20 protein-coding genes are annotated in these 19503 nt (G+C 66.2%); 19 read left to right on the top strand and 1 reads right to left on the bottom strand.

Annotated elements, in window-relative coordinates; genetic code table 11:
* Positions 1-14: 14 nt before the first annotated feature.
* The 17 genes from AC1DN9_RS12215 (at position 15) to AC1DN9_RS12135 (ending at position 15621) form a co-directional block, all read left to right on the top strand.
* Positions 15-830 (top strand): cyclase family protein, encoded by an 816-nt coding sequence (locus AC1DN9_RS12215; protein WP_478100427.1) that lies wholly within the window; start codon positions 15-17, stop codon positions 828-830.
* Positions 827-1558 carry an SDR family NAD(P)-dependent oxidoreductase gene (locus tag AC1DN9_RS12210; RefSeq protein ID WP_478100425.1) on the top strand — a complete coding sequence of 244 codons (732 nt, stop codon included), beginning with the start codon at positions 827-829 and terminating at the stop codon, positions 1556-1558. The genes AC1DN9_RS12215 and AC1DN9_RS12210 overlap by 4 nt, the downstream gene beginning before the upstream one ends.
* A 129-nt stretch (positions 1559-1687) precedes the next feature.
* Complete coding sequence (locus tag AC1DN9_RS12205) at positions 1688-2845, top strand: ABC transporter substrate-binding protein (RefSeq protein ID WP_478100423.1); 1158 nt, start codon at positions 1688-1690, stop codon at positions 2843-2845.
* A gap of 2 nt (positions 2846-2847) precedes the next feature.
* The gene (locus AC1DN9_RS12200) at positions 2848-3990 is read left to right on the top strand and encodes an ABC transporter substrate-binding protein (protein ID WP_478100421.1); all 1143 of its coding nucleotides are present in this window, start codon (positions 2848-2850) and stop codon (positions 3988-3990) included.
* Positions 3991-4016: 26 nt separating this feature from the next.
* Complete coding sequence (locus AC1DN9_RS12195; protein ID WP_478100419.1) at positions 4017-5342, top strand: aromatic ring-hydroxylating dioxygenase subunit alpha; 1326 nt, start codon at positions 4017-4019, stop codon at positions 5340-5342.
* Positions 5339-5809 carry an aromatic-ring-hydroxylating dioxygenase subunit beta gene (locus tag AC1DN9_RS12190; RefSeq protein WP_478100418.1) on the top strand — a complete coding sequence of 157 codons (471 nt, stop codon included), beginning with the start codon at positions 5339-5341 and terminating at the stop codon, positions 5807-5809. Before AC1DN9_RS12195 ends, AC1DN9_RS12190 begins: the two co-directional genes overlap by 4 nt.
* Positions 5810-5849: 40 nt before the next feature.
* Entirely contained in the window at positions 5850-7007 is a 1158-nt protein-coding gene (locus tag AC1DN9_RS12185) for an ABC transporter substrate-binding protein (protein WP_478100416.1), read from the top strand.
* Between the two features lie 64 nt (positions 7008-7071).
* Positions 7072-8127 (top strand): branched-chain amino acid ABC transporter permease, encoded by a 1056-nt coding sequence (locus AC1DN9_RS12180; RefSeq protein ID WP_478100414.1) that lies wholly within the window; start codon positions 7072-7074, stop codon positions 8125-8127.
* Positions 8128-8267: 140 nt separating this feature from the next.
* Positions 8268-9983 (top strand): branched-chain amino acid ABC transporter ATP-binding protein/permease, encoded by a 1716-nt coding sequence (locus tag AC1DN9_RS12175; RefSeq protein WP_478100758.1) that lies wholly within the window; start codon positions 8268-8270, stop codon positions 9981-9983.
* Positions 9980-10711, top strand: a complete 732-nt coding sequence (locus AC1DN9_RS12170; protein WP_478100412.1) for an ABC transporter ATP-binding protein — start codon at positions 9980-9982, stop codon at positions 10709-10711. The genes AC1DN9_RS12175 and AC1DN9_RS12170 overlap by 4 nt, the downstream gene beginning before the upstream one ends.
* Positions 10698-12311, top strand: a complete 1614-nt coding sequence (locus AC1DN9_RS12165) for an ATP-dependent acyl-CoA ligase (RefSeq protein WP_478100410.1) — start codon at positions 10698-10700, stop codon at positions 12309-12311. The genes AC1DN9_RS12170 and AC1DN9_RS12165 overlap by 14 nt, the downstream gene beginning before the upstream one ends.
* A gap of 4 nt (positions 12312-12315) precedes the next feature.
* Positions 12316-13065 (top strand): SDR family NAD(P)-dependent oxidoreductase, encoded by a 750-nt coding sequence (locus AC1DN9_RS12160; RefSeq protein WP_478100408.1) that lies wholly within the window; start codon positions 12316-12318, stop codon positions 13063-13065.
* 57 nt (positions 13066-13122) lie between these two features.
* Positions 13123-13896 carry an SDR family NAD(P)-dependent oxidoreductase gene (locus AC1DN9_RS12155; RefSeq protein ID WP_478100406.1) on the top strand — a complete coding sequence of 258 codons (774 nt, stop codon included), beginning with the start codon at positions 13123-13125 and terminating at the stop codon, positions 13894-13896.
* Positions 13896-14435: a MarR family winged helix-turn-helix transcriptional regulator gene (locus AC1DN9_RS12150; protein WP_478100404.1), complete on the top strand. Its 540-nt coding sequence runs from the start codon at positions 13896-13898 to the stop codon at positions 14433-14435. The genes AC1DN9_RS12155 and AC1DN9_RS12150 overlap by 1 nt, the downstream gene beginning before the upstream one ends.
* Positions 14432-14875, top strand: a complete 444-nt coding sequence (locus AC1DN9_RS12145; RefSeq protein WP_478100403.1) for an acyl-CoA thioesterase — start codon at positions 14432-14434, stop codon at positions 14873-14875. Before AC1DN9_RS12150 ends, AC1DN9_RS12145 begins: the two co-directional genes overlap by 4 nt.
* 43 nt (positions 14876-14918) lie before the next feature.
* Positions 14919-15317 (top strand): type II toxin-antitoxin system RelE/ParE family toxin, encoded by a 399-nt coding sequence (locus AC1DN9_RS12140; protein ID WP_478100401.1) that lies wholly within the window; start codon positions 14919-14921, stop codon positions 15315-15317.
* Complete coding sequence (locus AC1DN9_RS12135) at positions 15310-15621, top strand: helix-turn-helix domain-containing protein (protein WP_478100399.1); 312 nt, start codon at positions 15310-15312, stop codon at positions 15619-15621. The genes AC1DN9_RS12140 and AC1DN9_RS12135 overlap by 8 nt, the downstream gene beginning before the upstream one ends.
* 8 nt (positions 15622-15629) lie before the next feature.
* Here AC1DN9_RS12135 and AC1DN9_RS12130 read toward each other — a convergent pair whose 3' ends face one another.
* Positions 15630-16673, bottom strand: a complete 1044-nt coding sequence (locus AC1DN9_RS12130; RefSeq protein ID WP_478100397.1) for a carbon-nitrogen hydrolase family protein — start codon at positions 16671-16673, stop codon at positions 15630-15632.
* A gap of 155 nt (positions 16674-16828) precedes the next feature.
* Here AC1DN9_RS12130 and AC1DN9_RS12125 point away from each other — a divergent pair, with 155 nt between their 5' ends.
* Together AC1DN9_RS12125 and AC1DN9_RS12120 are read left to right on the top strand one after the other, a co-directional pair.
* Positions 16829-17794, top strand: a complete 966-nt coding sequence (locus AC1DN9_RS12125; RefSeq protein ID WP_478100395.1) for an AraC-like ligand-binding domain-containing protein — start codon at positions 16829-16831, stop codon at positions 17792-17794.
* Between the two features lie 74 nt (positions 17795-17868).
* The gene (locus tag AC1DN9_RS12120; RefSeq protein WP_478100393.1) at positions 17869-19338 is read left to right on the top strand and encodes a DUF2252 domain-containing protein; all 1470 of its coding nucleotides are present in this window, start codon (positions 17869-17871) and stop codon (positions 19336-19338) included.
* The last annotated feature ends 165 nt before the right edge of the window (positions 19339-19503 follow it).

Raw genomic sequence — 19503 nt, 5'->3', positions numbered from 1 at the left:
CCAGGAGAAGATCAATGACCACAGCAACAACCGAACTGATGTCCACCGCCGAAATCCTCGGCGGCCTGGTGAGCGCCATGTCGACCGGCCGCATCCGCGTCGTCGACCTCACGCAGACCCTGACGCCCGAGTTTCCGCAGATCGCTTTGCCGCCCGAGATGGGCCAGTGTTGGCCCTTCCGCATCGAGGAAGTGTCGAAGTACGACGAGCGCGGACCCGGCTGGTACTGGAACAACTTCTCCTGCGGCGAGCACACGGGCACGCACTTCGATGCGCCGATCCACTGGATCTCGGGCCGCGATCTGCCGAACAACTCGGTCGACACGATCCCCGTTCAGCACTTCGTCGCGCCGGCCTGTGTCATCGACTGCTCGCCGCAGGTGAAGGACGATCCCGACTACCTGCTCACCATCGAAGACATCGAGCAATACGAGGCGAGTCATGGCCGCATCCCAAAGGGCGCCTGGGTGCTGATGCGCACCGACTGGTCGAAGCGCCAGGACCCCGAGGCCTATCAGAACTTCGACGAGACCGGCCAGCACACGCCGGGCCCGAGCACGGAGGCCGTGCGCTTCCTGGTCGAGCAGCGCGATGTGCTCGGCTTCGGCTCCGAGGCCATCGGCACCGACGCGGGCCAGGGCTATCACCTGCGGCCGCCGTATCCGTGCCACTACTACATGCATGGCGCGGGACGCTATGGCTTGCAGTGCCTGAGCAACCTCGACCTGCTGCCGCCGGCCGGCGCGGTGCTGATCTGCCCGCCGCTCAAGATCGAGAAGGGCAGTGGAAGCCCGCTGCGCGTGCTTGCGCTGGTGGGAGCTTCGGCATGAGTGCATCAGCGAAGGTGGCCGCAGTCACTGGCGGCAGCGCCGGCATCGGCAAGGTGATCTGCGAAGACTTGCTCGCACAGGGCTACGAAGTGGTGTCGCTGGCAAGGCGGCGTGCTGACATCGACCATCCGAAGCTGCACAGCATCGAGGTTGATCTCGCGGACCGCGCCGCCACCACTCAGGCCGTGGCTGAATTGGTTCGTCGCTTCGAGGTGACGACCGTCGTCCACAACGCCGGCGTGATCCGCCCCGCGCTGCTCGCCGACGTCAAGCTCGATGATCTCGATGCCCTGGTCGACTTGCACCTGGGCTGCGCGATCCAGCTCGTGCAGGCCGCATTGCCCGCGATGCGCGCGCAGCGCTTCGGCCGTGTGGTGCTGCTGTCGTCGCGCGCAGCGCTCGGCCTGGCCACGCGCACGAACTACTCGGCCACCAAGGCCGGCATGCTCGGCATGGCGCGCACCTGGGCGCTCGAACTCGCGCCCGAGGGCATCACGGTGAACGTGGTCGCGCCGGGGCCGATCCGCACCGACATGTTCTACGACGTCGTCGAAGCCGGCAGCGAAAAGGAACGCGCGCTCGCGGCATCCGTGCCGGTGCGGCGACTCGGCGAATCGGCCGATGTGGCACGGGCCGTGCGTTTCTTTGCCGACCCGGCGAACAGCTTTGTCACGGGGCAGGTTCTTTACGTGTGCGGCGGCACCAGCGTGGGCAGTCTGGCCCTGTAGCAGTGCACCGTCCGCAAATTCACCCACCTATCGTTTTCTCTCCCTTGTCGTCGCGCCACTGGCTCGATAGTATTGTTTAACTCTAAATATTTCACAAATCATGTGGTTGTTCATTTCTAGGAGCCTTGCATGAAAGTCCTGACCCGCATCCGCACCATGGCCGGCGTTGCCGCCGCCGCCGGTGTGCTCACCGCAGCGAACACGTGGGCCGCCGACCTCAAGGTCGGGTTCATCACTTCGCTGTCGGGGCCGGTTTCCTCGCTCGGCATTCCGTACGACAAGGGCATCAAGGCCGCGGTCGCGTACAAGTCCGAACTCAACGGCCACAAGATCCAGCTGGTGCAGCTCGACGATGCGTCGGACCCTTCCACTGCCGCACGCAACGCGCGCAAGCTGATCGACGAGGACAAGGTCGACGTCATCATCGGCACGGCCGGTTCGCCGGGCGCACTCGCGATCGCCGCCGTCGCGCGCGAAACCAAGACGCCGCTGATCTCCATCGCCAACGCCAACTTGCCCGGCGAAGAAGGGGCATGGATGGTCACGCTGCCGCAGCCCGCGCCGCTGATGGTGAGCGCGGTGGTCGAACGCATGAAGAAGTCGGGCGTGAAGACGGTCGGCTACATCGGCTTCTCCGACGCCTGGGGTGACCTCGTCTACGACGCGCTGCAGAAGAGCGCCGAGCCGGCCGGCATCAAGGTCGTGTCGAATGAGCGCTATGCGCGCGCCGATGCGTCGGTGACGGGCCAGGTGCTGAAGATCGTCGCGCTGCGTCCCGATGCGGTGATCACCGGCACGTCGGGCACGCCCGGCGCGCTGCCCTATCTGGCGCTCGCCGAGCGCGGCTACAAGGGCCAGATCTATGGCACGCACGCCTTGATCAACCCCGATTTCGTGCGCGTCGGCGGCGCTTCGGTCGAGGGCCTTCTGGCGCCGACCGGGCCGGTCATCGTCGCTGAGCAGTTGCCTGACAGCAATCCGATCAAGAAGGTGTCGATGGACTTCCGCAACGCCTATCAGAAGGCCAACGGCGCCATGCCGACCGATGCTTTCTCCGCGTACTCCTTCGACGCGTGGCTGCTGTTCCTCGATGCCGCCTCGCGCACCAAGGGCGAGCCCGGAACGCCGGCCTACCGCGTGGCATTGCGCGATTCGATCGTCAGCACCAAGGAGCTGGTCGGCACGCACAGCGTCTACAACTTCAAACCCACCGATCGTTACGGCTCCGACGAGCGTTCCCGCGTGATTGTCAAGCTCGATAAAGGCCAATGGAAGCTGGTGAACTGAACATGCGCAATCTCACTCGACTCCTCGGCCTGACCGCCATCGCTCTCGCTGCAGCACACGCAACAGCCGCGGACCTCAAGGTCGGCTTCATCAGCTCGCTCTCGGGCCCGGTTTCTGCGCTTGGCATTCCCTATGAAAAAGGCATCCGCGCTGCCATCGCCGAGCACCCGATGCTGGCCGGCCACAAGGTCGAGCTCATCGTGCTCGACGATGCCTCCGATCCGACGACCGCAGGTCGCAATGCGCGCAAGCTGGTGGTGGAGGACAAGGTCGACGTGCTCATCGGTACCTCGGGCGTTCCCGGTGCGATGGCCATCGCCGCTGTCGCGCGCGAACTCAACACGCCGCTGATCTCGCCCACGCCCGTCACCATTCCCGGGCCGGAAGGCGCTTGGACCGTCACGGTCTCGCAGCCTTTCCCGCTGATGGTGTCGGCGGTCGTCGACCGCATGAAGAAGTCCGGCGTGAAGACCGTGGCCTACATCGGCTTCTCGGACGCGCTGGGCGACCTGGCCTACGACTCGCTCGTGAAGAGCGCGGACGCGGCCGGCATCAAGGTCGTGGCGAACGAGCGCTATGCGCGCAGCGATTCGTCGGTCGCCGGCCAGGTGCTGAAGATCATTTCGGCGCGGCCCGATGCGGTGTTCGCCGGCAACTCCGGCACGCCGGGCGCGCTGCCTTACCTCGCGCTGGCGGATCGCGGCTACAAGGGCCAGATCTACGGCACGCACGGCTTGATCAATGCAGACTTCGTGCGCGTGGGCGGCGCCTCCATCGAAGGGCTGCAAGTGCCGAGCGGGCCGGTGCTGGTCGCCGACCAGTTGCCCGACAGCAATCCGATCAAGAAGGTGTCGATGGCCTTCCGCGATGCCTACAAGAAGGCCAACGGCTCGGCACCGAACGATGCTTTCTCGTCCTACACCTACGACGCGTACCTGCTGCTCGCGGATGCGGCCTCCCGCACCAAGGGCGAGCCTGGCACGCCGCAGTACCGCACGGCGCTGCGTGACGCCATCGTGAGCACGAAGGAGCTGACCGGGACGCACGGCATCTACAACTTCAAGCCCGACAACCGCTACGGTTCGGACCAGCGCGCAGTCGTCATCGTGCGAAGCGAAAAGGGCCAGTGGAAGCTGGTTCCCTGACCTGACGCAAATCCAGGAGACCCGCGATGAACACCTACCGCAATCGCCCCGACGCAATCAAAGCGCTTGTGCAGGACGACCGCGTGCATCGTGACGTCTACCTGAGCGAGGAACTCTTCGCGCTGGAGCAGGAGCAATTCTTCGCCAACACCTGGCTTTACGTGGGTCACGCGAGCCAGGTGCCCAATGCCGGCGATTTCTGGTCGCTCGACCTCGCCGGCCGGCCGGTGATGATGGTCCGCCAGCCCGACGGCACGGTCCGCGTGTTCTACAACCGCTGCGCGCACAAGGGCAGCCGGCTGGTGTCCGACGAGTGCGGCAACACGGGCAAGTTCTTCCGTTGCCCGTATCACGCCTGGACCTACAAGCTCGACGGGGCGCCCCTCGGCATTCCGCTCAAGAGTGGCTATGAAGGCACGCGCCTGAAGGAATGCGAATCGGGGCAGGGGCTGACGGCGCTCAAGCATGTCACCGTCTACCGCGACTTCGTCTTCGCCCGGCTGTCGGACGACGGCCCGGAGTTCGGCGAGTACTTCGGCGAGGTGCTGAGCGCCATCGACAACATGGTCGATCGCTCGCCCGAGGGTCGGCTGACCGTCGGCGGGGGTGTGATGCGCAACGTCATCCACTGCAACTGGAAGATGTACCTGGAGAACATCAACGACACGGTGCATCCGATGTCGACGCACGAATCCGCCACGCAGGCCGCCGATGCGCTCTGGCAGGGCCGCGCGCCCGACGAGCCCAAGCCGATGGCGATGGAGCAGATCCTGCCCTTCGGTTCTGGTTACGATTTCTTCGACAAGATGGGCGGCCGCGTGTTCGCCAACGGGCACAGCGTGCTCGGCGTCAACTTCAGCATCCACTCGAACTACGCGCAGTTGCCGGACTACGAAGCGGCGATGCGCGCCGCTCACGGTGCCGAGCGTGCGATGGAAATCCTGCAGCGCTCACCGCAGAACTCGGTCTTCTTCCCCAGCCTGTCCGTCAAGGGCTCGCCGCAGGCCATCCGGGTGATTCGCCCGCTGGCCGCGAACCGCACGCTGATCGAAGCCTGGAGCTTCCGCGCTGTCGGTGCGCCCGACCTGCTCTTCGAGCGGGCCATGAGCTACAACCGGCTCGTCTTCTCGCCGATGTCGGTCGTGGCGCACGACGACGTGCATCTCTTCGAGAGCATCCAGCAGGGCCTCCGCGCGGAAGGCAACGAGTGGGTGAGCCTGCATCGGGATTTCGATCCTGCCGAGCTCGCGCAGTCGTCGATCACCACCAACGGCACCAACGAACTGCTGATGCGCAACCAGTTCCGCGCCTGGGCGAAGTTCATGACGGCAGGCATGGAGACCCAACCATGACCGATCCCCGCGACTTCATCGCCGAGGAAGCCGCGCTGCTCGACGCACGCCGCTTCGACGACTGGCTGGCGCTGTTCGCCGAAGACGGTCGCTACTGGGTGCCGTTGCTGGGTGCGGCGCAGGTCGATCCGCAATCGCACAACTCCATCGCCTACGAAGACCGCCTGCTGCTGCAGTTGCGCATCGACCGTCTCAAGAACCCGCGTGCGCATTCGCAGCATCCGGCCAGCCATTGCCAGCATGTGCTGCAACGCTCGGTCGTCGAGCGCGAGGACGCCGCGAGCGGCGAAGTCGCGCTGCGCACGCCTTTCATCTATGTCGAGGCGCGCGGCGAGGACCAGGTGACGCTCGCCGGCACCTGCCGCCATCTTCTCGTTCGCGACGCGGCCGGCTGGTCCATCCGGCTCAAGCGCATCGATCTTCTCAATGCCTGGCGCGCCCTGCCGGCCATCCAGTTGTTCATCTGAGCGAGTTGCTCATCCATTTCACCCCACCAGGAGTCACGACATGAAGAGCTTGATGCAGACCTTGACGCGCACCGCGCTTGTTGCCGCGCTGGGCGCCGGTCTCGCGATGACCGCGTTCGCCGCCGATCTCAAGGTCGGCCTGAGCGTTTCGCTTTCCGGTCCCAATTCGTCTCTGGGCGTCCCGTACGCCAAGGGCATGCAGGCCGCGCTTGCCTACAAGCCGGAGGTCAACGGCCGCAAGATCCAGTTGATCGTGCTCGATGACGGCTCTGATCCGACCACGGCCGGGCGCAACGCGCGCAAGCTGGTGGAAGAAGACAAGGTCGACATCCTGATGGGCACTTCGGGCGTGCCCGCCGCGATCGCGATGGCGCAGGTCGGCCGCGACGCCAAGGTGCCGATGATCGGCCTCACGCCGATCCAGCTCGACCCGGCAGAAAACGCCTGGGTGTTCACCGTCGCGCAGCCGACGCAGTTGATGATCGACGCCGTGGTCCAGCGCATGAAGAAGGACGGCGTCAAGACGGTGGGCTACATCGGCTTTTCCGACGCCTGGGGTGACCTCGTCTACGAAGCGCTGATGAAGTCGGCGCCCGCTGCCGGCATCAAGGTGCTGGGCAACGAGCGCTATGCACGGGCCGATGCCTCGGTCACCGGGCAGATCCTCAAGCTGCTGGCGATGAAGCCTGACGCGGTGATGACCGGCGGTGCCGGCACGCCGGGCGCGCTGCCTTTCCTGGCATTGAACGAACGTGGCTTCAAGGGCCCGGTGTATGGGCAACACGGCCTCATCAACCCCGACTTCGTGCGCGTCGTCGGCGCCGCGGGGCAGGGCGCGCTGATGCCGACCGGCCCGGTGATCGTCGCCGAGCAATTGCCGGACGAATACCCGACCAAGAAGATCGCGCTGGACTTCCGCAAGATCTTCCAGAAGGTCAACAACGCGCCGACCAGCGATGCCTTCTCGGCTTATTCCTTCGACGGCTGGCTGGTCTTCACCGACGCCGCTGCGCGGGCCAAGGGCGAGCCGGGCACGCCCGAGTTCAGGCTGTCGCTGCGCGACGCCATCGCGAGCACCAAGGAAGTGGTGGGAACGCACGGCGTCTACAACTTCAAGCCGGGAAATCTCTACGGCGTGGACGAGCGCGCCCGCGTGATCGTGAAGCTGGACAACGGCCAGTGGAAGCTGGCGCAATGATGGCCCACCCCACGAACAGGGGCACCCTGCGCAGGGCATTCCAACACTTCTGAGGACTTCTGCAATGACATGGGACGTGGCGCTCATCCTGGGCACTGACGGACTCGCCAATGGCGCGGTCTATCTGCTCGCCGGGCTGGGACTGGTGCTGATTTTTTCCGTCACCCGGGTGGTGTTCGTGCCCTTCGGCGACATCGCGGCCTTTGCAGCGCTGACGCTGGCGGCCTTCGAGACCGGCCGTCTGCCGCCGACCATCGGGCTGGTGATCGTGCTGGCCGCGCTCGCGGTGCTCACCGAAGTCGGAAGCCTGATCCGAAGGGGCGAGGCCGCGAAGATTCCCAAGGCCATCCTGGCCTGGGGCGTGCTGCCGCTCGTGCCGTGCGCCTTGGCCTGGGCCGCGTCGCGGGCCGGCGCGCCGGCCGCGGTGCAGATTGCCGTGACGGTGCTGCTCGTGGTGCCGATCGCGCCGCTGCTGGCGCGAGTGGTCTTCCAGCCGATCGCCGACGCGTCGGTGCTGGTGCTGCTGATCGTCTCCCTTGCGCTGCACTTCCTGCTGTCGGGCCTCGGCCTGCTGTTCTTCGGGCCTGAAGGCTCGCGCACCAACCCGCTCGCCAGCGGCGTCATCTCCATCGGGGAAAGCTTCACGGTGAGCGGGCAGGTGGTGTTGATGGTGGCTTCGGCGATCGTGTTGAGCGGCCTGTTCTTCCTCGTCTTCGAACGCACGGTCGCGGGCAAGGCGCTGCGCGCCACGGCCGTCAACCGTGTCGGCGCGCGGCTGGTCGGCATCCGTCCGGCGCGCACCGCGCTGCTGGCCTACGGCAGTGCCTCGTTGCTGGCGGGACTGATCGGTGTGCTCATCGCGCCGGTGACAACCATGTACTACGACTCCGGCTTCATCATCGGCCTGAAGGCCTTCGTGGCGGCGATCATCGGCGGCCTCGTGAGCTACCCGATGACGGCCATCGGCGCGCTCGCGGTGGGCGTGGTGGAAAGCTTCGCATCGTTCTGGAGCGGCGCGTTCAAGGACGTGATCGTGTTCAGCCTGCTGATCCCGGTGCTGATGCTGAGGTCGTACCTCACCGTTCACTCCGAAGAGGAAGACGACGAGGTGGACCAATGAGCCAATCGATCGGAACACCGGGCGAGGCGTCGCTCGCGCTCGGCGAAAAGACAAGCAAGGCGACGGTTGCGCAGGGCAGCCTGCTGAGCCAGCGCCGTGTGTGGATCGGCCTGCTCATCGCAGCGTTGGCTGTCGCGCCGATGCTGGCCGGCAACTTCACTGTCTCGCTGTTGAACGACATCGGCATCGGCGCGCTCGTTGCGCTGGGGCTTGTGCTGCTCACCGGCATCGGCGGCGCGACGTCGTTCGGCCAGGCGGCCTTCGTCGGCATCGCGGCCTATGCGACGGCATGGCTCACGACCGCGCAAGGCATGTCGCCGTGGATCGGGCTGCTGTTCGCGTTGTTCCTGACCGGCCTTTCGGCGCTGGCGATCGGCATGCTCACGCTTCGCTTGGGCGGGCACTTCCTGCCGCTGAGCACCATCGCCTGGGGACTGTCGATCGCGATGCTGTTCGGCAATGTTGATGCGCTGGGGCGTCATACGGGCCTGTCGAACATCCCGGCCTTGACCATCGCCGGCTGGTCGCTGGCCGATCCGCGCGCGATCTACTACCTGATCTGGGCGCTCGTCGGGCTGGCCTTTCTGTTCAGCGTCAACTTGCTCCAATCGCGGCCGGGTCGCGCGATTCGCAGCCTGCGCGGCGGGGCGACGCTGCTGGCGAGCGTGGGCGAGGATGCGTATCGCGTGCGCCTCTCGCTCTTCGTCACAGCCGCGCTGTTCGCCGGCCTCGCAGGCTGGCTCTACGCGCACATGAACCGCTTCGTGAGCCCATCGCCCTTCGACGTGCGGGCAAGCATCGAATACCTGCTGATGGCCGTGGCCGGCGGGCTGGGGCAGCTCGCCGGCGCATTGGTCGGCTCGGCGCTGGTGCTGGTGCTGAAGAACGCGCTGCAGGATGTGCTGCCGATGCTCACGCAACGCGCGGGCCAGTTGGAGGCGGTGGCCTTCGCGACGCTCTTCATCCTGCTGCTGCATTTCGCGCGCGGCGGCCTGATGGGCTTCGTGCGCCGCTGGACGCACGGCCGCTTCGCCGCGCCCTCGCGCGAGGCGATGGCACCCGTGGCGCCGCTGGCGCATCGCACGCTGCCGCAACGCGGCTCGCCGATCCTGTCCGTGACGGGCGCGGTCAAGCGCTTCGGCGGGCTGGTCGCGGTGAACGACGTGAGCTTCGATGTGAACGCCGGCGAGATCATCGGCCTGATCGGGCCGAACGGCGCTGGCAAGTCGACCATGTTCAACCTGCTGACCTGCACGCTGCCGATGACGGCAGGACAGGTGCGCTTCCTCGGGCAGGACATTGCCGGCATGCCGCAACGCAAGGTCGCGCGGCTCGGCTTGGCTCGCACCTTCCAGCACGTGAAGCTGCGGCCGCACATGAGCCTGCTGGACAACGTGGCGCTCGGCGCGCATTCGCGGACGACTTCGGGCCTGCTCAAGGCGGGCTTGCGGCTCGACCGCGCCGAGGAGCGCCAGATTCTTCAGGAAGCACAGCGGCAACTCGACCGCATCGGCCTTGGTGACCGCGCGCACGAATTGGCGGGCAGCCTGCCGCTCGGCACGCAGCGCATCCTGGAGATCGCGCGCGCACTCGCGGCGGACCCGGTGCTGCTGGTGCTGGACGAGCCGGCCGCCGGTCTGCGTCGCAAGGAAAAGATGGCGCTCGGCGACCTGCTGCGCAAACTGCGGGAGGAGGGCGTGACCATCCTCATCGTCGAACACGACATGGACTTCGTGATGAAACTGGTGGATCGGCTCGTGGTGATGAACTTCGGCTCCAAGCTGGTGGAGGGCGTGCCCTCCGCGGTGCGTGCGGACGAGCGCGTGCAGGCTGCGTATCTTGGGAGCGTTGCATGACGGCAATGCTGGAGATTGGGGATCTGCATGTGTCCTATGGGCAAGTGGATGCGGTGCGCGGCGTGTCGTTGAACCTCGATCCGGGCCAGATCATCTCGGTGATCGGCCCGAACGGCGCTGGCAAAACCACCTTGCTTGCTGCCGCGATGGGCTTGCTGCCAAGCAAGGGCACTCTGCGTTTCGAAGGCGAGGACTTGCATGGCCTGGATGTGGAGGCACGCGTCGAGCGCGGCCTTTGCCTCGTGCCCGAGAAGCGCGAACTCTTCGGCGAGTTGAGCGTGCTCGACAACCTTCAGCTCGGCGCGTTCTCGAAGCGTCTGCGCAGCGATGCGCTCAAGCGCCGCCTGCAATCCGTCTACGACCGCTTTCCGCGCCTGGCCGAGCGCCGGGCCCAACGCGCCGATACGCTCTCGGGCGGTGAACGCCAGATGCTCGCGGTGGGTCGTGCATTGATGTCGGCACCGCGCCTGCTGATGCTCGACGAGCCGAGCCTGGGCCTCGCGCCACTGATCGTGCGCGACATTCTCACCATCGTGCGCAAGCTGCGCGACGACGGCGTGTCGATCCTGCTGGTGGAGCAGAACGCCCGCGCTGCGCTCGAAAGCTCCGACCACGGCTACGTGCTCGAAACCGGCGAGATCGCACTGTCCGGCGCCTCGGGCGACCTCGCCAGTGATCCGCGCGTGCAGGCGACCTATCTCGGCGGAGGCACACATGACGACGACTGAGGCCCGCGCCCTGCCGCCCGCGCAGCGTACGCTGCCGGCGATGCTTCAGCGACAGGTTGCGCTCTTCGCAGGCGGGCCGCTGCTTCGAATCGCGGGGCGCGCGTGGACGCATGGCGATGCCGCCGCCGCGGCTGCGTCGCGGGCATCGGCGTTGGCGCAGGCTGGGGTCACGCGCGGCGACCGGGTCGCGCTGATGTGCGGCAACCGCATCGAATTCCTCGAAGTCTTCCTCGGCGCGGCTTGGATCGGTGCCGTGACGGTGCCGATCAACACCGCCTCGATGGGTCCGCAGATCGAATACTTCCTCGACAACAGCGAGGCGAATCTGCTGGTCATCGAGGCGGAATTCGTCGAGCGACTTCGCACCGCGGATCTGGCCGGCACGAAGCTGCGCGAGGTCTGGGTGATCGGTGAGGCACAGGGGGTACAGGGTGATGGCGCCGACGCTTGGCAGCCGGCTGCCGCGGTGCGCGTCAGGTCCTATCCTGCAGGCGTTGAGTCCATCGCCCCGGCCGATGTGCAGCCGGGCGATCCGCTCGCGATCCTCTACACGTCCGGCACCACGGGTCCCGCCAAAGGCGTGGTCTGCCCGCACGCGCAGTACTTCTGGTGGGGCTTGAACAGCGCGGAGGTGCTCGGCGTCGGCGTCGACGACGTGCTGTGCACGACGCTGCCGCTCTTCCACATCAACGCGCTCAACACCTTCGCGCAGGCTGCGATCACCGGCTGCGAGGTGGTGTTCGAATCGCGCTTTTCGGCATCGGGCTTCTGGCCGGCCATGCGGGCCAGTGGGGCGACCGTCGTCTATTTGCTGGGCGCGATGGTGCCGATCCTGCTCGCGCAGCCCGAGGGCAACGGCGAGCGCGACCATCGCGTTCGCACCGGGCTCGGCCCCGGCGTGCCGGCGGCGGCAGGCAAGGCCTTCATGGAGCGCACCGGGGTGCAGTTGCTCGAAGGCTACGGCTCGACCGAGACCAATTTCGCGATTGCCACCGCGCCGGATTCGCCGCGCGGCGGCGTGATGGGCTGGCTGCGTCCGGGCTTCCAGGCGCGCGTGGCAGACGATGACGATGTCGAGCTGCCACCCGGCGAGGCTGGCGAACTTCTGCTGCGCGCCGACGAGCCCTACGCATTCGCGAGCGGCTACTTCAACATGCCGGCCAAGACCGTCGAGGCGTGGCGCAATCTCTGGTTCCATACCGGCGACCGCGTGGTCCGCGACACGGACGGGGCCTTCCGTTTCGTCGATCGCATCAAGGACGCGATCCGGCGGCGCGGCGAGAACATCTCTTCCTTCGAGGTCGAACAGGTGTTGCTGAGCCATCCCGGCGTGGCCTCGTGCGCGGTCTATCCCGTGCGGTCCGAGCTCGCGGAAGACGAAGTGATGGCTGCGCTGGTGACTCGTCCCGATCACCGCGTGGATCCGCAGGAGCTGATGGTCTTCTGCGAGGCGCGCCTGCCTTACTTCGCCGTGCCGCGCTACATCGACTTGCTGGACGACCTCCCGCGCACCGAGAACGGCAAGGTGCAGAAATACAAGCTGCGCGAACGCGGCGTGACCGCAGCCACCTGGGACCGCCGCCCCACCGGGCGCAAGTAGCACGATGTTCTCGCTGTTCGGCCGAACGGCTTTCGTGACCGGTGCGGGGCAGGGGCTCGGCGCGGCGATCGCGCACGGATTGGCTGAAGCGGGGGCGCGTGTCGTCCTGACCGACATCGACGGCGCAGCGGCCGACGCAGGCGCAACCGGTCTGCGCAACGCCGGGCACGAATGCATCGCGATGCCGCTGGACGTGCGTGACGAAATGGCCTTCGTCCGCTGTTTCGACACCGCCGTGGGGCACTTCGGCGCGGTCGACATCCTGGTGAACAACGCCGCGTTGACACCATCGACTTCGTTGTGGGACATCGACGCCGACGAATGGGACCGCGTGATGGCCGTGAACCTGCGCGGCAGCTTCCTCGGCTGCCGCATTGCCGGGCGGCACATGCGTGACCGAGGTTGGGGTCGGATCATCAACCTGTCATCGATTGCCGGCCAACAAGCGAGCGCGGCGACTGGAGCCCACTATGCGGCGTCGAAGGCCGCCTTGCTCGCGCTGACTCGCTCATTCGCGCAGGAACTCGCGCCGCAAGGCGTGACTGTGAATGCGGTCGCTCCCGCCGCGATCCGCAGCCCTTTGCTCGACGCGATGGACGAGGCGCGGCAGCGCGCGGTGCAGGCCTCGATCCCTCTGGGCCGATTCGGCAAGGCGGAGGAAGTGGCCGCGGCCGTCGTCTACCTTGCATCGGACGCCGGCGCTTTCACCACCGGCGCGACGCTCGATCTCAACGGCGGGCGGTTGATGCGCTGACGGCGGCCGAGATACGTACGGATAAAATTATTTAGTTGTCAACCAATTGAGTCCGCCATGAACAATGCCCTGAACGGTCGCCATGCCGTCGTCACCGGTGCCGCACGCGGAATCGGTGCAGAGATCGCGAGAACCCTGGCCGCCGAAGGCGCCCGCGTCACCCTGCTCGGCCGTGATCGCGCCGCGTTGCAGCGCGTGCAGGACGAACTGCCCGGCACCGGTCACGGCGTCGCTGCCGTTGACGTGAGCGATGCGGAATCGGTGCGTGCCGCCTTCGAGGCACTCCGTGCCGCATCCGGGCCGGTGGCGATCCTCGTCAACAACGCGGGCCAGGCGGAGAGCGCCCCGTTCCTGAAGACATCGTTGGAACTGTGGCAGCGGATGCTGGCGGTCAATCTCACCGGCAGCTTTCTTTGTGCACAAGTCGCATTGCCGGACATGCTCGACGCGGGCTGGGGCCGCATCGTGAACATCGCAAGCACGGCGGGGCAGAAAGGCTACGCCTACGTGGCCGCGTACACGGCCGCCAAGCACGGCGTGATCGGACTCACACGCTCACTCGCGCTCGAAGTGGCGCGCAAGGGCATCACCGTCAACGCCGTCTGTCCCGGCTACACCGACACCGACATCCTGCGCGCCAGCGTTGCCAACGTGGTCGGCAAGACCGGCCGCAGCGAAGCCGATGCGCTGGCGGAATTCGCCGGCGTCAACCCGCAGCGCCGCATCGTGCAGCCCGCCGAAGTGGCCGACGCGGTGCGCTGGCTTTGCGGAGAGAGTGCTGCCTCGATGACCGGGCAGTCCATCTCCGTGTCTGGAGGAGAAGTGACGTGATGGACGACAGCACCAACGACCCTTCGCACGCCGCGCTGAGCGACGCCGAGGAACTGGGCCACGAGGCGCGCGCAGGCCACGAGGACCATGCGGTGCTCAAGCTCTGGCTGCGCATGCTCGCGAGCACCACGCAGATCGAGTCCGAGATCCGCAAGCGCCTGCGGGAACGCTTCGGCATCACGCTGGCGCGCTTCGACTACATGGCGCAGCTCTATCGCTATCGCGACGGGCTCAAGATGCGCGTGCTGTCGCGCTATCTGATGGTGACCGGTGGCAACGTGACCGGACTCACTGACGAGCTGGAGCGCGAAGGCGTGGTGTCGCGCACGCCGAGCCCCGACGACCGCCGTGCATGGATCGTCAGCCTCACGGCCAAGGGCCGGCGAAGTTTCGAGGCCATGGCCAAGGAACACGAGCAATGGATCCTCGAGATGTTCTCCGGGCTCGACATGAAGACGGTGCGGCAACTGCACAGCCAACTCGGGCAACTGCGCGTGCATGTCATGCGCAGCGAACCCTCTTCCGAGGAGAACTCGTGAGCGAAAACGTTGCAGCGGAATTCCGCCGCGAGCGGCTCATCCGCTTCTCAGACTGCGATCCCGCGGGCATCGTCTTCTATCCGCAGTACTTCGTGATGTTCAATGGCCTGGTGGAAGACTGGGTGAATGAGGGACTCGGCATCGGCTATCGCGAGCTCATCGTCGACCAGCGCATCGGCCTGCCCACGGTGCGCCTGGAGGCCGACTTCCGCGCCGTGAGCCGGATGGGCGACCGCGTGAACCTCGGACTCACGGTGGAGCGCCTGGGCACACGGTCGATCACGCTGGGACTGCACTGCTTCGATCACGACGGCGAGACGCGCATGCGCATGCGGCAGGTGCTGGTGACCACCTCGCTCGAAAGCCATCGCGCGATCGAGATTCCGGCGGCGCTGCGCGAAGCGATCGTCCGCGGAGGAGCGAGCCCGCGCGCAGATTGAATCGAGCTTCCAAGCGCGCGCCGGAAAGTGCAAAAATATGCACTTGACGGAATATTATTCAGGGGGAATAATTTTGGCTCGATGGGAGATTGAGTACACCGATGAATTGGGCGCGTGGTGGTCGGATCTTTCGGAAGCGGAGCAGGAGTCCATCGACTCATCGGTCAGGCTTCTTGAAGAAGGGGGTCCAAACCTTGGCTTCCCGCACACCTCGGGGATCGAAGGATCAAGGCACGCTCATTTGCGCGAACTGAGAGTGCAACACGAAGGGCGGCCGTACCGGATCCTCTATGCATTCGATCCTCGTCGATGCGCCATCCTTTTGATGGGTGGCGACAAGACGGGCAACGATCGCTGGTACGACGTGCATGTGCCAATGGCCGACAAGCTGTATGACGCACATCTCGATATGTTGAGAAAGGAAGGGCTGATCGATGGCTAGGAAGTTCGACGAATTGCGCGCCAAGATGTCGCCCGAGTCGCAGGCCCGCGCGGCAGCGCGTGCCGAGGCCATGCTTCTCGAAATGCAGCTTCGGGAACTGCGCAAGGCCCGTCATGTGACGCAGGTCGAGGTGGCCAAGGCCATGAGCGTGGAGCAGGCTGCGGTCTCCAAGCTGGAGCGTCGCGAAGACATGTACGTCAGCACGCTCCGTGAATACATCAAGGCGCTTGGCGGCGAATTGAAGCTCGTTGCCTCTTTTCCGGATGCGGAGATCCAGGTGCATCCGTTCGCGTTGGCACGCTGATCCGCGGCTCAGGCCGATATTGTCTGGCGCTTGTCAGCAGCTTCGCCCTGCGGCGCAACCGCCTCGAAGCCTCCCGCCTCGAGTTCTCCCGGCCGCTGCACCACCACCGGCTCACGCCGCGTCTTGTTGAACAACAGTCGCGTGACATCCGGCCGCGAATAGTGGCCCGTGGGGTCCCCAGCCGCCTTGGCCAGCGAGATCATTCCGAGGTCGATATCGGCCACCACCAGGCCTTCCTGGTCTTCCGGCAGGTTGGTTCCCAGTGGCGAGCCGTCCGGCCCGTAGATGCGCGCAAAGCCGCCACCCGCAAGCAGCATCTGTTGCTTTCCAGGATCGGTGCAGAGCATCTCGTGCATCGCCTTGGACACCGTGGCGCAGGGCGCGATCACGAAGCACTGACCCTCCGCCGCATACACCTGGCTTGCGGCGTTGTTGACTTCCGCGCCCAGCGCATAGGCGGCGCCCCGATAGAGCGAGAAACTGGGCCACGCGCCGCAATGGATCTGCTCGTTCTGCGAATACATAGCGTACTTGCTGAGCGGCTGGAGATGCTCCCAGCAGGAGAGCGAGCCGATGTTGCCGACCGGCGTCTCGATCACGCTGAGGTCCGATCCGTCGCCCTCGCCGAAAACGGTGCGCTCGACGTGCGTGGGCTTGAGCTTGCGGCGCGTCTGCAGCGTATTGCCCTGGTCGTCGATCAGCGCCTGCGCGATATACAGACTGCCGGCTGCTTTCTCGCTGTAGCCGAGCGAAACCCACATCTTGTGCTTGCGCGCGGCATCCCTGACGCGATCAAATTCGGCCGAGCCGACGACGAGCGAGTTGTCGTGATAGCGCTGCACGAACTGCATGCCCCAGGCTGGCGAATCGAGCCAGATCCACCACGGATAGCCCGGCACCCATGTTTCCGGGAATGCGATCAGATTCACGCCCTGGCCTGCCGCCTGCGCGATCAGGTCGATGGTCTTGTCGATCGTGCCGTCGAGGTCGAGGAACACGGGGGCCGCCTGCACGGCGGCGACGCGAAGACGGGGATGGGCTTTGCTGGACATCATGGGCTCCGGGTGGTTGGAAGGAATCTCTTCGGGTTAGCGCGGTGGCATGCGCGTTGCTTGAAGCGTAAGTTCGCCGCCAGAATGCGCCTTGTCCGGAACGCGCGGCGTTCTTGATTCAGCGTTGCAACGCCGAATTTCGGAAGGAGCCTCTGATGGCCCGGCTGCTCAGCACCGACCTCGTTCCCCACGACCAGCGTCTCGCGTACTGGACGGACATGATCTGCAATGTCTACGTCCAGCTCGGCTGCGATCCGGTCCCGGGCCCGGGTGGCCGGGGCGATTTCGAAGGCAGCATCCGGCAGCACACCCTGCCGAGTCTCGACGTGTCGGTGGTGACCTCCGGGCCGCAGAAAGTCATGCGCACGCCCGGCCACATTGCGCGGTCTTCCGACGACTACTTCCTGGTCAGCATCCAGGCGCGCGGCCGCGGTGTGGTTCGGCAGGACGGGCGGGACGCCGTGCTGTCGGTGGGGGATTTCGCGCTGTACGACAGCACGCGGCCCTATCAGCTGCTGTTCGACGACGCCTTCGAGCAGATCGTGCTCAAGCTGCCGGGCGAGCGGCTCCGCAGCGAACTGCGCGAGACGGAAGCGCTGACCGCCACGACCGTGTCGGGCCGCGAGGGTGCCGGCCATCTGCTGCTCGGGATGATCCGGACGCTGCGCGAAGACATCGACACGCTGCAGCCCGCATCGGCGCTCGCCGTGGCGAACGGGGTCCTCAACATCCTCGTCGCGGGCCTGCAGACGCTGCCGGCGGCGCGCTCGCCGGCCCTGAGCAACCTGACGGCATTCCATCTCGCGCGCATCAAGCGGCGCATCGACGCGCGGCTGGACGATCCTGCCCTGTCGGTGGGCGCGCTGGCGGAGGAACTCGGCATGTCGGTCAGCCAGATCCACCGCGTGTTCAAGAGCGAGCCGTTGACGCCATCGCAGTACATCTGGGAACGCCGGCTCGAAGCCTGCAGCCGCGACTTGCTCGATCCGCGTCTTGCGGGCCGCACGGTGGGTGATATTGCCTATGGCCGGGGCTTCAGCGACGCAGCGCACTTCAGCCGCGCCTTCCGCGAGCGCTTCGGCTGCTCGCCGCGCGAATGGCGCCAGCAGATCCCGCACTGAGCCCCACTGAACCCACATCGGCTCTCGAATTGGATTCAGAATGATGCACACGAAACAAGAAGACGGAGCGAGGCATGGCGCGGAACCACCGGAGCGAGCCCGACAGCGACCATGAGGCAAGGGCGCAGGAGCTGTCGGATGCGTTCACCACGAAGAGGCCGAGCGTCGAGCAGCGCATGGCCGCCGGCAAGTCGTTGCGCGAGCGCATTCCCCGGGCGAGTCACGGTGAGTTCCAGCGTCCCTCGAATGTCGATCCCGTCGCAATCCTTGGCGCCCAGGCCCTGACGCGCATCCCCGAACTGGTGCCGGTGCGCCACATGCGCATGATGCAGTCGCCTTTCGCCTTCCTGCGCGGTTCCGCGGCGGTGATGGCGGCGGATCTGGCGCCGAGCGTGACCACCGGGCTTCAAGTGCAGACCTGTGGCGACATGCACGTTGCGAACTTCGGCGTCTTCGCATCGGCCGAGCGACAACTGGTCTTCGCCATCAACGATTTCGACGAGACACAGCCCGGTCCCTGGGAATGGGATGTCAAGCGACTGGCCGCCAGCGCGTTCGTGGCCACCCAGTATCTGGGCGGCGATACGGCTGCGTGCGAGGCGGCGGCACGTGCGGGCGTGGAGAGCTACCGGCAGCGCATACGGCGCTACGCAGGCATGGGACTGCTCGACGTGTGGTACGACACCATCGACAGCGCCCGCCTGCTCGATGCACTGCCACCCTGGCTGCAACCCGGCGCGGCGGCCGCGCTCGACAAGGCGCGCAAGCGAACCCACCTGCAGGTGCTCGACAAGATGACCGATCTGATCGACGACCGGCATCACATCATCGAGCAGCACCCCTTCATCGTGCGCGCGACCCATACCTCGATGGGAAGACCGGTGCGGGACGCCCTGGGTCACTTCCTGGCCGCCTATGTCGATTCGCTGGCGCCCGAGCGGCGCTTGCTGTTGTCGCGCTACCGGGTCATGGATGCGGCGCAGAAAGTGGTGGGTGTCGGCAGCGTCGGCACGCGCTGCTGGGTGCTGCTGCTGCAGGGCCGCGACAAGGACGATCCGCTGTTCCTGCAGATGAAGGAGGCCCAGGCCTCCGTGCTCTCGCCTTACCTGCCTCCGAACCCCGACGTCGGCCTGCCTTCGAACCAGGGGCGCCGCGTGGTGATCGGGCAGCGCCTGATCCAGGGCTCGCCCGACATCTTCCTCGGCTGGGGCCGGCTCGACGGCATCGACTTCTATGTGCGCCAGTTGCGCGACATGAAGGGCAGCATCGAGTTGGAACCTGGCGCGACCAGTCCGGCGGTCTTTGCCGAGTACTGCGGCATCTGCGGCTGGGCGCTGGCGTTGGCGCACGCCAAGTCGGGTGACGCGGCGATGATCGGCGGCTATCTCGGCAAGTCGGACGTGTTCGACGACGCGATGGTGTGCTTCGCCGGCGCCTACGCGGAACAGACCCATCACGACTACAACACCTTCGCCGCCGCGGCACGCGAAGGCGTGGTGGAGGTGGCGGCGCTGGGGCGGCTCGTGGCTCAAGGCGTTGGATAGCTCAAGTCTCTTGGAAGGTCCGCCCGGTATGCGGTGCGGGCTGTGCGACCCCGCTGCGCCGGCCCTTCGGGCTTCCCTGCAGTGCTCGCCTCAGGCGGGGTCCGCGTGAAACTCGCTTCGCTCAGACACACGCGGCCCTGATCCGCCTGAGGCTGCGCGCTTCGG

This window comes from Variovorax sp. 05L425 (genome assembly GCF_056397705.1).
This window is presented reverse-complemented; position numbering and strand designations above follow the sequence as displayed.

What these genes read in the sequence shown, in the direction of transcription:
- AC1DN9_RS12195 (WP_478100419.1), top strand. Translation starts at nt 4,017, where the DNA reads ATGAACACCTACCGCAATCGCCCCGACGCAATCAAAGCGCTTGTGCAG.
- AC1DN9_RS12135 (WP_478100399.1), top strand. Translation starts at nt 15,310, where the DNA reads ATGGCTAGGAAGTTCGACGAATTGCGCGCCAAGATGTCGCCCGAGTCG.
- AC1DN9_RS12180 (WP_478100414.1), top strand. Translation starts at nt 7,072, where the DNA reads ATGACATGGGACGTGGCGCTCATCCTGGGCACTGACGGACTCGCCAAT.
- AC1DN9_RS12175 (WP_478100758.1), top strand. Translation starts at nt 8,268, where the DNA reads ATGCTGGCCGGCAACTTCACTGTCTCGCTGTTGAACGACATCGGCATC.
- AC1DN9_RS12120 (WP_478100393.1), top strand. Translation starts at nt 17,869, where the DNA reads ATGGCGCGGAACCACCGGAGCGAGCCCGACAGCGACCATGAGGCAAGG.
- AC1DN9_RS12190 (WP_478100418.1), top strand. Translation starts at nt 5,339, where the DNA reads ATGACCGATCCCCGCGACTTCATCGCCGAGGAAGCCGCGCTGCTCGAC.
- AC1DN9_RS12155 (WP_478100406.1), top strand. Translation starts at nt 13,123, where the DNA reads ATGAACAATGCCCTGAACGGTCGCCATGCCGTCGTCACCGGTGCCGCA.
- AC1DN9_RS12160 (WP_478100408.1), top strand. Translation starts at nt 12,316, where the DNA reads ATGTTCTCGCTGTTCGGCCGAACGGCTTTCGTGACCGGTGCGGGGCAG.
- AC1DN9_RS12210 (WP_478100425.1), top strand. Translation starts at nt 827, where the DNA reads ATGAGTGCATCAGCGAAGGTGGCCGCAGTCACTGGCGGCAGCGCCGGC.
- AC1DN9_RS12165 (WP_478100410.1), top strand. Translation starts at nt 10,698, where the DNA reads ATGACGACGACTGAGGCCCGCGCCCTGCCGCCCGCGCAGCGTACGCTG.
- AC1DN9_RS12130 (WP_478100397.1), bottom strand. Translation starts at nt 16,673, where the DNA reads ATGTCCAGCAAAGCCCATCCCCGTCTTCGCGTCGCCGCCGTGCAGGCG.
- AC1DN9_RS12205 (WP_478100423.1), top strand. Translation starts at nt 1,688, where the DNA reads ATGAAAGTCCTGACCCGCATCCGCACCATGGCCGGCGTTGCCGCCGCC.
- AC1DN9_RS12215 (WP_478100427.1), top strand. Translation starts at nt 15, where the DNA reads ATGACCACAGCAACAACCGAACTGATGTCCACCGCCGAAATCCTCGGC.
- AC1DN9_RS12200 (WP_478100421.1), top strand. Translation starts at nt 2,848, where the DNA reads ATGCGCAATCTCACTCGACTCCTCGGCCTGACCGCCATCGCTCTCGCT.
- AC1DN9_RS12125 (WP_478100395.1), top strand. Translation starts at nt 16,829, where the DNA reads ATGGCCCGGCTGCTCAGCACCGACCTCGTTCCCCACGACCAGCGTCTC.
- AC1DN9_RS12185 (WP_478100416.1), top strand. Translation starts at nt 5,850, where the DNA reads ATGAAGAGCTTGATGCAGACCTTGACGCGCACCGCGCTTGTTGCCGCG.
- AC1DN9_RS12150 (WP_478100404.1), top strand. Translation starts at nt 13,896, where the DNA reads ATGGACGACAGCACCAACGACCCTTCGCACGCCGCGCTGAGCGACGCC.
- AC1DN9_RS12170 (WP_478100412.1), top strand. Translation starts at nt 9,980, where the DNA reads ATGACGGCAATGCTGGAGATTGGGGATCTGCATGTGTCCTATGGGCAA.